This is a genomic window from Brevibacterium sp. AGC70, from assembly GCF_057334195.1.
In genome coordinates, this window is record NZ_JBHFIH010000009.1 from 269,236 (window position 1) to 281,893 (window position 12,658).

The window sequence follows — 12,658 nt, forward strand, 5'->3', positions numbered from 1 at the left end:
CCCCCCCCCCCACAGTCGCACCTGCGGCAGCAGGAACGGTCGCTCAGTCCTGCGAGGCGTCTGACTCCGCGGAGCTGGAGTTCGAGCTGCGAATGGGGATGCCGTCCTTCTTCATCTTCGCCAACGAGGCGAGTGTCGCCACCACCATGGCAAAGACGATGAAGCTCAGCGACAACCAGGTGGGCACCTCGGGGATTGCTTTGCCCCAGGACAGGAACTCCCAGTCCGATTCGTGCAGCGCATGGATGAAGAGCTTCACACCGATGAAGGCGAGGATAGCCGCGATTCCGTAATGGAGGTAGACGAGCTTGTCAACGAGTCCTCCGAGCAGGAAGTAGAGCTGGCGCAGACCCATCAGCGCGAAGACGTTCGCGGTGAAGACGAGGAACGTATTCTGTGTGACGCCGAAGATCGCCGGAATCGAGTCGAGGGCGAACATGACGTCTGTGGACCCGATCGCGATGAAGACGATGAACATGGGCGTCCAGTACTTCTTGCCCTCGATCGTCACGCGCAGGCTGTTGCCGTGGTACTCGTCGACGACGTTGATCCGTTTGCGCAGGAGTCGGATGAGACCGTTCTCTCCGTCGCCTTCGTCCTCATTGCTGAATGCCTGACGGAAGGCGACGATGAGGAGGAAGATGCCGAAGATGAAGAAGACCTCGACGAAGGCGGTGATGATCGCGGAACCGGCCAGGATGAAGATGCCGCGGAAGACGATGGCGATGATGATGCCCACCATCAGGACTTCCTGCTGATATTTCCGCGGAACCGAGAAGCTGCCCATGATGATGATGAACACGAACAGGTTGTCGATGCTCAGCGAATATTCGAGCAGCCAGCCGGTGAGGAACTCACTGCCGTGTGTTGAGTCCCCGATGGCGAAGAGCGCGCCGGCGAAGATGATGGCGAGGCCGACGTAGAAGGCGACCCAGATGCCCGCTTCCTTCATCGACGGAGTGTGGGGCCGCTTGATCACGAGAAGCAGGTCGAAGACGAGGATCGCAACGACGATGATGCCAGAGGTGATCATAAACCACGCGGGGATGGCGGACTCACTCCCGGCCGCGGCTTGACCGCCTGCTGCGAGTGTGGAGGACAGGATATCCATGGATGCCTTTCAAAGGTGTCAGTGATGTATCCGTGCCGAAAGTCTCTCCCACGCTATGACCACTGTGACAGTGGCGGCGTGCGCTCCGTGCCCGGACCCTCTGAGGGATCGTGGTGACGAGCACGGATGGACGGGATACTCCCTTTCGCCAGCCACACCAGTATAGTCGTGCGGATGCTTGTGCCTGAGCACGTGGGTCGAATCAGGCGTGCCCGGCCTGCTTCATCTGCCGCAGTTCCTTCTTGAGGTCCGAGAGTTCATCCCTGAGACGGGCAGCGAGCTCGAACTGCAGCTCCGCTGCCGCCGTATGCATCTGCGAGGTCAGGGACTCGATGAGCTCGGTCAGATCGGCTGCCGGTGGGCGCAGGGAACCGGACGTGCCTGCTGCCTGACGCTGTTCGTCGGTGAGCGTCGAGTTGTACCCGCGTTTGCCCTTGCCGTAGTCGAATTCGGTGAGGAGCTCACGCGTGTCCGCGTCCTCTCGCTGCAGCCGTTCGGTGATGTCGGCGATCTTCTTGACCAGCGGCATGGGGTCGATGCCGTGTTCCTTGTTGTGCGCAACCTGTATCTCGCGTCGACGGTCTGTCTCGTCTATGGCCTCACGCATGGACCGTGTGATGGTGTCGGCGTACATATGAACCTGGCCGTTGATGTTGCGAGCCGCGCGACCAATCGTCTGGATCAGGGAGGTGGCCGAACGCAGGAAGCCCTCCTTGTCAGCATCGAGGATGGCCACAAGGGAGACTTCTGGCAGGTCGAGGCCCTCACGCAGAAGGTTGATTCCGACGAGGACATCGAACTCGCCGCCCCTGAGCTCTGTCAGAAGTTCGACTCGGCGCAGGGTGTCGACGTCCGAGTGGAGATACTGCACTCTCACATCGTGTTCGAGGAGGTAGTCCGTGAGATCCTCGGCCATCTTCTTCGTCAGCGTGGTGACCAGGACTCTTTCCTGAGCGTCGACGCGAGTTCTGATCTCGTCGAGCAGGTCGTCGATCTGTCCCTTTGTCGGCTTGACGACGATCTCCGGGTCGACGAGACCAGTGGGTCGGATGATCTGCTGGACGTATCCATTCGCATTTCCGAGTTCGAAGTTGCCCGGAGTCGCCGACAGATACACGGCCTGTCCGATGCGTTCACGGAACTCGTCGAACTTCAGTGGCCTGTTGTCCATCGCGCTGGGGAGTCGGAATCCGTGTTCGACCAGCGTGCGCTTGCGCGACATGTCGCCTTCGTACATGCCGCCGATCTGAGGGATCGTGACGTGGGATTCGTCGATGACGAGGAGAAAGTCCTCTGGGAAGTAGTCGAGCAGACAGTTCGGTGCCGAGCCGGCGGGACGTCCGTCGATGTGCCGGGAGTAGTTCTCGATGCCTGAGGTGAACCCCATCGACTCCATCATCTCGAGGTCATAGGTGGTGCGCATCTTCAGGCGTTGGGCCTCGAGGAGTTTGTTCTGCGATTCGAACTCGCTCAACCGCGTCTGCAGTTCGTTCTCGATCTCGCTGACGGCTCGCCCCATCCGATTTTCACCGGCGACGTAGTGCGAAGCGGGGAAGACGTGGATCGTCTCCTCTTCCCGGACGATCTCGCCTGTCAGAGGATGCAGCGTCTGGAGAGTTTCGATCTCGTCGCCGAAGAACTCGATCCGCAGGGCGAGCTCCTCATACTGCGGGATGATCTCGACGGTGTCGCCTCGGACGCGGAATGTGCCACGCGTGAATGCCATGTCGTTGCGTGCGTACTGCATCGATACGAAGCGTTTGAGGAGCTCGTCGCGGTCGCACTGTTCTCCCCGTTTGAGGGTCACCATCCGATCGACGTACTCCTCCGGTGTGCCCAGGCCGTAGATGCAGGACACGGTGGAGACGACGACGACATCTCGCCGCGTCAGCAGAGAGTTCGTCGCGGAGTGGCGCAGTCGTTCGACCTCATCGTTGACCGAGGAATCCTTTTCGATGAAGGTGTCGGTCTGCGGGACGTAGGCCTCGGGCTGATAGTAGTCGTAATAGGAGACGAAGTATTCGACCGCGTTGTTGGGCAGCAGCTGCCGGAACTCATTGGCCAGCTGCGCGGCCAGAGTCTTGTTCGGTGCCATGATCAGGGTTGGTCGCTGAACCTGTTCGATCAGCCAGGCTGTGGTCGCGGACTTGCCTGTACCGGTGGCGCCCAGCAGCACGATGTCCCGCTCTCCCTGGTCGAGGCGCTCCGAGATCTCGGTGATCGCGGTGGGCTGATCGCCGGATGGAGAGTATTCGGAGACGACTTCGAACGGGGCGACTGTGCGCGTGACATCGGGCCTGTGGCCGATGGCTGGCAGGGGACGTTCTGAGCTCATGGTCCAACACTAACCCTCGCCCATGACACAGTGAATTGTTGAACCGAGACTCCGCTGTGAACTGCTCAGTCGAAGCTTGCTGGGACGAGCCGTCGGCGCATCGTCAGGAAGTACGGTTCCTTCGCGTCCGCGTATCCCGCGGTATGCGCATCGCGGGCGTGGTCATCGGCCAGAGTTCGCTTCACCAGTGCGTACCTCTCGCGTTCAGCTGAGTCCGTGCGCATCAGTTCGACGAATTCCCGTGCGAAGACGGCACCGACGGAATCCTCGGTTCGGACATGAAGATTGACAGCCCGCCCCGGGTCCGTGTTCGCGTGGAATCGTTTGGACTCAAACTGCCCCTCGCCGAGGTTGTCGACCGCGTCATCGCCCGGATATCCCAGATCGGCCAGAGTGGCAGACAGTGCACGTGCGGTGTCGAGATCGGGCACGAGGAGCTGCAGATCGATGACGTCCTTGGCCGCCAGGCCGGGAACTGCTGTGGAACCGATGTGGTCGATGCGGAACTGTGTGCCGATGCCGTGGTGCAGCTTCGCGATGATCCGCTGCGCCTGCATCGGCCAGTCATGATCGGTCGCGTCGACGAGCTCGACCGGCCCCCGGGCCGCACGACGCTGAGCTTCCAGATTGGCTGCGAACGGCAGGAGGCGGTCGTCGACGAGGCGCGCAACTCGGGCCTGCGTCTGGCTGACCGACCCGGCATTGTCGATGATCACGTCGCAGACTGCATAGCGATCTTCGTCGTCGGCTTGCCGTGCGATACGCGATTCGGCATCGGCGCGGTCCATGCCGCGGGCACTCATCAGACGCTGCAGCCGGAGGTCGGACGGAACGTCGACGAGGAGATTGAGGTGATAGGCAGGGGTCATCGCATTCTCGACCAGCAGCGGCACATCGTGGACGACCACCTCGGCGTCGGAATGCCTGGCGAAGTGCTCGAGGGTGCGGTCGCGGATCGCGGGATGCATGAGTGCGTTCAGCGCAAGGGTCGACTCCTCGTCGACGAATGCCGCTGCTGCCAGCTGCGCCCGGTCGAGCCCGCCGCCGTCGGCGATGACATCCTCACCGAATCTCTCGGCAAGCTCCTCGAGCAGGGGCTCGCCCGGCGCGACGACCTCCCGGGCGATCTTGTCAGCATCGATGATCACAGCACCATGTGCGGCGAGGATCTCGGACACGGTTGACTTCCCTGCACCGATTCCACCGGTGAGACCAATTTTCAGCATGAGCTCAGCCTAGCGATTCAGAGGGTAGACCAGTACCCCGTCGTCGGCGAAGGAAGGTCTTCCGAGACTGGCGTCGAGGAAGTCCTCGTATTCTCCGGGCCCGCCGGGCAGGAGCGGAGCATCCGGGGCGATGACCACGTAGTCGACTCCTGAGCCACGCAGCTCATCGACGGCAGCGTTGACCTCACTGCTGTCAGGATCAGGGAAGGGTGCGTCCGAGTACACCGTCTCGTGCAGCAGCTCGTCGAGAGCGTCCTCGGGTGCGACATATGTCACTGCCGCATCGGGACTCGAACCGATGAAGTAGCCGCCCGTCTCCCGATAGTGGAAACCGCTCACAGACTGCCACACCATGGCTTCATCGGCATGTGGTTCGGCCCAGGCCAGGGGGCGGGGCACGGTCTTGACGACGGCTCCGGCGGGAACCGCCTCGGCGATGGAATCGGTGTAGAAGCCGGGCACGTAGACCTCACGTGAGTTCTGCACGCCGGGAATCACGCAGACCGCGGCGACCGCCAGCAGGCCCAGCAGACCTTGGGCGAAGCGCCTCCGAATATGGTCGAGTGCCCATTGCAGTCCGCAGCCGAGGATCGCGAACAGTGCAATCGTCGAATGCAGGACCAGGCGCATGGGAAGGAGGTTGTTGAGCACCGGTATGGCTTCGACGAGCGCGAAGGGACCGGTCTCGAAGACGGCCGCCCCGTTGAAGAGGACCGGTGAGCCCAGTGACAGGACGAAGACCAGGAGTCCCGTCGTCGAGGCGATGCGCAGAATCGTCGCATACCTGGGGCTGCGGACGAGGCAGATGACGATGATGGCAGCGGCGATGAGTGCGGGAACTCCGACGTAGGCCCCGAGCTCAGCAGCATCGATGTCCATCACGCGCGGGATCGGCGATGAACCGAACCCGAGAAGGGTCGGACCTGCGGGAATGATGGGATCGAGCAGGTCTGTGTTCCATACTCCGTGCGGTCTGATCGCACCGTCGGGAGCGTTCGGTCCGCGCATCGTGAGCAGGAGGGGCAGTGCGATGAGCAGGGCAAGTGCGGAGCCGAGCACACCCCCCAGCGCCAACCGCACCCAGCTGGTCAGCGTCCGGGCCTTCCGTCCGAAGACGGCGATGCCCGCCAGCAGACACAGCGCGGCGATGAAGGTGCCGGCGAGGACCTCGGTGGAGACGTAGAACTGGAATCCCAGGACAGCTCCCAGGCCGAGGCTCAGCGTCCAGAACTCACGGTTGAAGAGTACAGACGAGGGCGCGCGAAACAGCAGTCGGATGATGATGAGTGCCACCAGCGGTGGTGCCACGGCGAATGCGAGGTTGGGATGGCCTGAAGTCTGGGCGATCACGTAGCTGGAGAAGCCAACACCGCCGGCTGCGACGAAGGCGGGGATTCGGGTCAGGAAATGCGTGAAGAGTGCCGCGGTCGCGAGGCTGACCAGGACCGGGATGGAGATGATCAGCAGGTTGTAGCTGACGATGGGTCCGGCCGCCCAGGTGACGGGGGTCAGAATCAGGGCCAGTCCGGCCAGGGACGTGTTCCAGGCACCGTTGACACCACCGTTGAGGGTGTTCATCGCCTCCGTGTAGAGAAACCCGTTCGCTGTTCCCGATGGGGTTCCGTCGGTGCCGAAGCCCAGTTGGGTGGCGACGATGTCTGCCGCATGCCCGAGCCACCAGATGAAGAGTGACGAGTCGTCGTTGCCGGCGGCCACCTGCCCTCCGGGATCGGCGGCGACCTGCCCGAACACGCAGATGCTGGCGACAGTGAGCAGCAGCGCGTACCACAGCCATGGTCGGGCTCGCTGTCGCAGAGTGGATGCATACACAAAGGGCTCCCGATCAATCGACCGGGAGCCCTTGTGAGTGCTGTTATCAGCTGCCTGCAAGCTTCTCACGCAGAGCTGCGAGAGCTTCATCGCTGGCCAGTGTTCCTTCGTCGCCTGCCTCTTCCGAGGAGAACGATCCGGTGGCTGGTGCAGCTTCGGCAGGAGCGCTGCCGGCCTCTTCGGAGCCTGCTTCGGCATCCGCAGCGATGGCCTTGGCGACCTGCTTCTTGTGCTCTTCCCAACGCTCCTGAGCGGCAGCGTACTGCTGCTCCCAGACCTCGCGCTGTGAATCGAAGCCTTCCATCCACTCGTTGGTCTCGGGATCGAAGCCTTCTGGGTACTTGTAGTTGCCGTCTTCGTCGTATTCCTGCGGCATGCCGTAGAGGGCAGGGTCGAGGAATTCGTCGGCCTCGGGGTCGACGCCCTCGTTCGCCTGCTTCAGCGACAGCGAGATGCGGCGGCGTTCGAGGTCGATGTCGATGACCTTGACGTAGATGGTCTCGTCAACGGAGACGACCTGTTCCGGCAGGTCCACGTGGCGAACTGCGAGTTCGGAGATGTGGACGAGGCCTTCGATGCCGTCTTCGACGCGCACGAACGCACCGAACGGAACCAGCTTGGTGACCTTGCCGGGAACGATCTGGCCGATGACGTGGGTGCGAGCGAAGTGCTGCCATGGGTCTTCCTGAGTCGCCTTGAGCGACAGGGAGACGCGTTCGCGATCCATATCGACGTCGAGCACCTCAACGGTGACCTCGTCACCGACGGTGACGACCTCACCTGGGTGATCGATGTGCTTCCAGGACAGTTCGGAGACGTGAACGAGTCCGTCGACACCACCGAGGTCGACGAATGCACCGAAGTTGACGATCGAAGACACGACGCCGGGACGGACCTGGCCCTTCTGGAGGGTCTGCAGGAAGTCGTGGCGGACCGCGGACTGGGTCTGCTCGAGCCATGCGCGACGAGACAGAACGACGTTGTTGCGGTTCTTGTCCAGTTCGATGATCTTGGCCTCGACCTGCTGGCCGATGTAAGGAGCCAGATCGCGGACACGACGCATCTCCACGAGGGAAGCAGGCAGGAAGCCGCGCAGACCGATGTCCACGATCAGGCCGCCCTTGACAACCTCGATGACGGTACCGGTGACAACACCGTCGTCTTCCTTGATCTTTTCGATGTCGCCCCAGGCGCGCTCGTACTGCGCACGCTTCTTGGACAACATGAGTCGGCCTTCTTTGTCTTCCTTCTGAAGAACGAGGGCTTCGATTTCGTCCCCGACCTCGACAACTTCGCCGGGATCGACATCATGCTTGATGGAGAGTTCTCGCGAAAGGACGACGCCTTCCGTCTTGTATCCGATGTCGACGAGCACTTCGTCGCGATCGACCTTGACGACGGTGCCCTCAACGATGTCGCCATCGTTGAAGTACTTGATCGTCTCGTCGACTGCGGCGAGAAAGTCCTCAGCGGTTCCGATGTCGTTGACAGCGACCTGCTTCGGCTGCACCGATTCCGGCGTGGTGGTGGTCATATAGGTTGGGACTCCGATGGAATTATGGTCCAGATCCGATACTCTGAGGCGATGCTGTGAAACAGCCCGAGAACTGGATCCGGTCTCGATTACGATTTTGGACATGTATGCATACGCGCATACGGTTGTCAATACTAGCATCATCCATGGCGTGAATGCACGCCGAAGTCGGAAACAGAACATGGCGATCGCCACGGAGGAATGATGAGCGACGGAAGTTATCAGGCCGAGGTCATCAGCGGCGGCTATCTGCCCATCGATGAAGAGGCGTCAGTCCGCGCCAATAGGGGCTATTGGGACAATTCCGCCGAGGATTACCTGGCCGAGCACGGCAGTGCGCTCGGCGACACGGATTTCATCTGGTGCCCGGAGGGAATCCGCGAATCCGATGTGAATCTGCTCGGCAATGTCGCTCGCAGGCAGATCCTCGAGGTCGGCTGCGGCGCCGGACAGTGCTCGCGCTGGCTGGCCGAGGAAGGGGCGATCGCGACCGGTGTCGACGTGTCCTCAGGCATGCTCGAGCAGGCCTCCAGGCTCCAGCGCGAACACCCGCTCAGCAACGATGCCACTCCCCCGACATTCCTCCACGCCGATGCCCGACAGCTGCCGTTCGCGTCGAACAGCTTCGATGTCGGGTTCTCCTCCTACGGTGCGCTGCCCTTCGTGAAGGACGCCGATGTCGTCTTCTCCGAGGTCGCTCGTGTGCTTCGACCGGGCGGACGGTGGGCCTTCTCCACCACCCACCCGCTGCGTTGGATGTTTCCCGATGTGCCCGGCGAAGCGGGACTGACCGTCGAGTACTCATACTTCGACCGCACGCCGTACGTGGAGATCTCCGCGGACGGGCAACCGGTCTACGCCGAGCACCACCGGACAATGGGCGATTGGGTGAATCTGCTGGTCACGGCCGGCTTCACGATCGATTCGGTGACGGAGCCGGAATGGCCGGAGTCCAACCAGACCGCCTGGGGCGGCTGGTCTCCCCTGCGCGGTTCGCTCATGCCCGGCACCGTCATCTTCTCCACCACTCTGAACAAGGACTGAGTCCCGCACCGCTGCGCACCCGCCAGGGTCTCCGCCGCGAACTGCCGAGCACAGCACCTCTTCGTGGACCTCACTTCGCCCTGAACCTGCGTTCACTGTGCGATTACGGTCGCCCACAGCAGCATTCTCGAACGTAATCGCACAATGAATTCCGGTTCACTTCCGCGTGAAGTTCACTTCCACGTGAAGTTCACCTCCGCGTGAAGTTCACCTCCGCGTGAGGTTCACCTCCGCGAGAAGTCCACTTCCGAGTCTGGTTGAGTACTGCGTCAGTGAGCTGCGTCGTGCCAGGAGACTCCGGTGCCGACGTTGACGTCGAGGGGCACGTCGAGCTCGAAGGCTGATCCCATCTCCTCGGTCACAATCGACGTTACTGAGTCGACCTCGTCAGGGTGGACGTCGACGATGATTTCGTCATGGACCTGGAGCAGGACGGTCGACTTGAGATCGCCGAGGCGGTCGCTGACCTTGAGCATCGCAATCTTCATGATGTCGGCGGCCGATCCCTGGATCGGGGCGTTGAGGGCCGCACGTTCGGCCATATCCCGCAGCTGCCGCCGGTCGCTGTGCAGGGCCGGCAGGTACCGCCGACGACCCATGATGGTCTCCGTGTAGCCGTTGGCTCGAGCCTGTTCGACGATCTCGTCGAGGTAGTCCTTGACCGCGCCGAAGCGCTCGAAATACTGCTCCATGAGGTTCTTCGCCTCGTCCACACCGATCGCCAGCTGTCGGGACAGGCCATAGGCGGAGAGCCCATAGACCAGTCCGTAGGACATGGCCTTGACCTTCGATCGCATTGCGGAGTCCACGTCGTCGATGCCGACTCCGAAGACCTTCGAACCGACGTAGGAGTGCAGATCCTCGCCGTCCTTGAAGGCCTGGATCAGTGCGGCATCGCCGGAAAGATGGGCCATGATGCGCATTTCGATCTGTGAGTAGTCGGCCGTCAGGAGCCGAGAGCCTTCGATCTCTGGGTCGGAGATGAAGATCTCACGGATACGCCGCCCCGATTCTGTGCGCACCGGAATGTTCTGCAGATTCGGGTCGAGCGAGGACAGTCGGCCTGTCGCGGCAACGGTCTGCTGGTAGGTTGTGTGGATCCGACCGTCTTCGGCCACGGTCTTGAGCAGACCCACGACGGTCTGCTTGAGCTTCGTCGAATCACGGTAGGCCAGCAGATGCTGCAGGAACGGATGCTCTGTTTTGATGAACAGCTCCGCCAGCGCATCGGCGTCGGTGGTGTATCCGGTCTTCGTACGTTTCGTCTTGGGCATGTCGAGTTCGTCGAAGAGCACGGCTTGCAGCTGCTTGGGCGATCCGAGGTTGACCTCATGGCCGATCGCCTCATAGGCGAGCTTCGCGCTTTCCTCCGCCTGCTTGGTGAACTCATCGATGAGCCCGGACAGACCCGCTTCATCGACTGCGATGCCGGCCAATTCCATCTTGGCCAGCACCGGAACCAGCGGCAGTTCGATGTGGCGGTAGACCTGGCTCATGTTCGCTGCATCGATTGCCAGTGCCAGAATCTCGTGGACTTCAAGCAGCGCGGCAGCCCTATATCCGTGTGTCAGAGTCGTCTGGTCCGAGTCGAGGTCGAGGGCCAGCTGTCCGCTGTCGCTTCCCGGCTCGCTCAATTCGATGCCCGCACGTTCGAGCGCAATCTGCGGCAGCTCGTAGCTGCGCTGATCGGGCACCAGGAGGTAGGCGGCCAGAGCCGTGTCACCGGCGACGTCATCGACCTCGAGGCCCAGTGAGCGCCAGGCCTTGATCTGCGTCTTCGCGCTGTGCAGGATGAGGGTCTTCGTCCGCAGCGCCGAACTCAGTTTCGCAACGGCTGTCTCCCCCGCCTCAGCGAGGTCGACGACCCAGGCTTCCTCCGGCGTGCCGGAAACAGCGAGGACTCGAACATCGCCGTGCCCGAGTTCGTAACGCGCGTCGGAGTCAAGAGCGAGCACATCGGAATCAGCTATCTTCTCAAGCAGGCCCGGAACATCGAGAGTCTCAACGGAGACTTCGCGGGCGGGTCCGGCAGCTTCCTCTGGTACGGCTTCCTCACCGAAGATCGCACTCAGTCGTTTGCCGAGCGCCTGGAATTCCAGCTGGTCGAACAGGCTCGAAAGTTCGCTCGGGTCGCCCTCGCCCCATTTCAGGTCGGCGTAAGTCAGGTCCAGGTCCACATCGTCGAGGAGGCGATTGAGTCTGAAGTTGCGTTCGACCTCAGAGACGTGATCGCGAAGCTTCTCACCGACCTTGCCCTTGATCGATTCCGCGTTCGCGAGCACTCCGGGCAGGTCACCATAAGACGTCAGCCACTTCGCCGCAGTCTTGTCACCGACCCCGGGAACTCCGGGAAGGTTGTCGGCCTTCTCCCCCACCAGAGCAGCGAGTCCGCGGTAGTTCGCGGGAGTCACCGCGTACTTCTCTTCGATCGCGGTCGGTGTCATGCGATTGAGGTCGCTGACGCCGCGTTTGGGGTAGAGGATCGTCACAGACTCATTGGAGAGCTGGAACGAGTCCTTGTCTCCGGTCATCACCTCGACGCTGGCTCCAGCCTCGGTGCCCATGCGGGCCATGGTCGCCAGCGCATCGTCGGCCTCGAAGCCCTCTTTGGTCACCACAGTGATCCCCATCGCGATGACGATGTCCTTGATCAGGTCGATCTGAGGGTGGAACTCCGGTGGTGTCTTGGCACGGCCAGCCTTGTACTCCGGATACTCTTCGAGACGGAACGTCTGACGTCCCAGGTCGAAGGCCACGGCCACATGGCTGGGCGACTCGTCCCTGAGAACATTGATGAGCATCGAAATGAAACCGTAGATGGCGTTCGTCGACTGGCCGGTGCTGGTGGCGAAGTTCTCCACCGGCAGGGCATGAAATGCCCGGTAGGCCAGAGAGTGTCCATCGATGAGCAGGAGGGATTCGTTTACTTGAGTCACATGGCATAGCCTATCGTTCAAAACTGACATGAAGGAGAACGATGTTCACACCGGACGCATCATTGACTGCGGAGACCACCGAAGAGCAGTGCCGGCAGCTGCTTGGCCAGCTCAACGCCCCCGACGCAGTCGGTGATCTGGCGGCGAAGATGGGGATCGAGTTCACAGAGCTGACTCACGACCACGTCACGGGCACCGCACCGGTAGCGGGCAACACTCAGCCCATGGGCCTCTTCCACGGCGGCGGCCATGTTGTGCTCGCCGAATCCCTGGCCTCGATGCATTCGTTCCTCATCTCCGGAGGGAAGAACGTCGTCGGCGTCGATCTCAATGCCACACATCTGCGTGCGGCGAGGGACGGCACAGTGACCGGCCGCGCCGAGGTGCTCCACCGGGGACGCACGATCGTGTCCCACGAGGTGAAGATGACAGATGCCGCCGGCCGGCTCCTCTCAATCGTGCGAATCACGAACATGATCCTCAAAACCGAACCCAAATGATCTGCAGGCCGGTGAGATCTGCAAGCCGGTGAGATCTGCAAGCCGGTGAGATCTGCAAGCCAGTGCGATCTGCAAGCCAGTGCGATCTGCCGGCGATGTGATGTGCAGGGCAGTGACTGCATCACACGAAGGAGGCCGGGGG

At 61.9% G+C, this 12,658-nt stretch carries 8 protein-coding genes; 2 read left to right on the top strand and 6 right to left on the bottom strand.

Annotation, left to right across the window (positions count from 1 at the left end; genetic code table 11):
• Positions 1–43: 43 nt before the first annotated feature.
• The 5 genes from ACE03M_RS06730 to rpsA form a co-directional block, all read right to left on the bottom strand.
• On the bottom strand, positions 44–1,111 hold the full coding sequence (locus ACE03M_RS06730; protein WP_143921757.1) for a TerC family protein: 1,068 nt from the start codon (positions 1,109–1,111) through the stop codon (positions 44–46).
• 202 nt (positions 1,112–1,313) lie between these two features.
• The gene (gene uvrB, locus ACE03M_RS06735) at positions 1,314–3,446 is read right to left on the bottom strand and encodes an excinuclease ABC subunit UvrB (RefSeq protein ID WP_143921758.1); all 2,133 of its coding nucleotides are present in this window, start codon (positions 3,444–3,446) and stop codon (positions 1,314–1,316) included.
• Positions 3,447–3,511: 65 nt separating this feature from the next.
• A complete protein-coding gene (gene coaE, locus ACE03M_RS06740; protein ID WP_143921759.1) occupies positions 3,512–4,672 on the bottom strand; it encodes a dephospho-CoA kinase in 1,161 nt (386 codons plus the stop codon).
• A gap of 9 nt (positions 4,673–4,681) precedes the next feature.
• Positions 4,682–6,502, bottom strand: coding sequence for a hypothetical protein (locus tag ACE03M_RS06745; RefSeq protein ID WP_485933236.1), 1,821 nt, complete (start codon positions 6,500–6,502; stop codon positions 4,682–4,684).
• A gap of 46 nt (positions 6,503–6,548) precedes the next feature.
• Positions 6,549–8,036 (bottom strand): 30S ribosomal protein S1, encoded by a 1,488-nt coding sequence (rpsA, locus tag ACE03M_RS06750; RefSeq protein WP_069600240.1) that lies wholly within the window; start codon positions 8,034–8,036, stop codon positions 6,549–6,551.
• A gap of 204 nt (positions 8,037–8,240) precedes the next feature.
• Here rpsA and ACE03M_RS06755 point away from each other — a divergent pair, with 204 nt between their 5' ends.
• Positions 8,241–9,080, top strand: coding sequence for a class I SAM-dependent methyltransferase (locus ACE03M_RS06755; protein ID WP_143921761.1), 840 nt, complete (start codon positions 8,241–8,243; stop codon positions 9,078–9,080).
• Between the two features lie 269 nt (positions 9,081–9,349).
• On the opposite strand, the gene polA is transcribed toward ACE03M_RS06755, so the two are convergent.
• Entirely contained in the window at positions 9,350–12,016 is a 2,667-nt protein-coding gene (polA, locus tag ACE03M_RS06760) for a DNA polymerase I (protein WP_485933237.1), read from the bottom strand.
• Between the two features lie 41 nt (positions 12,017–12,057).
• On the opposite strand from polA, the gene ACE03M_RS06765 reads away from it, so the two are divergent.
• Positions 12,058–12,516, top strand: a complete 459-nt coding sequence (locus tag ACE03M_RS06765; protein WP_143921763.1) for a PaaI family thioesterase — start codon at positions 12,058–12,060, stop codon at positions 12,514–12,516.
• The last annotated feature ends 142 nt before the right edge of the window (positions 12,517–12,658 follow it).

What these genes read in the sequence shown, in the direction of transcription:
- ACE03M_RS06730 (WP_143921757.1), bottom strand. Translation starts at nt 1,111, where the DNA reads ATGGATATCCTGTCCTCCACACTCGCAGCAGGCGGTCAAGCCGCGGCC.
- uvrB (WP_143921758.1), bottom strand. Translation starts at nt 3,446, where the DNA reads ATGAGCTCAGAACGTCCCCTGCCAGCCATCGGCCACAGGCCCGATGTC.
- coaE (WP_143921759.1), bottom strand. Translation starts at nt 4,672, where the DNA reads ATGCTGAAAATTGGTCTCACCGGTGGAATCGGTGCAGGGAAGTCAACC.
- rpsA (WP_069600240.1), bottom strand. Translation starts at nt 8,036, where the DNA reads ATGACCACCACCACGCCGGAATCGGTGCAGCCGAAGCAGGTCGCTGTC.
- ACE03M_RS06755 (WP_143921761.1), top strand. Translation starts at nt 8,241, where the DNA reads ATGAGCGACGGAAGTTATCAGGCCGAGGTCATCAGCGGCGGCTATCTG.
- ACE03M_RS06765 (WP_143921763.1), top strand. Translation starts at nt 12,058, where the DNA reads ATGTTCACACCGGACGCATCATTGACTGCGGAGACCACCGAAGAGCAG.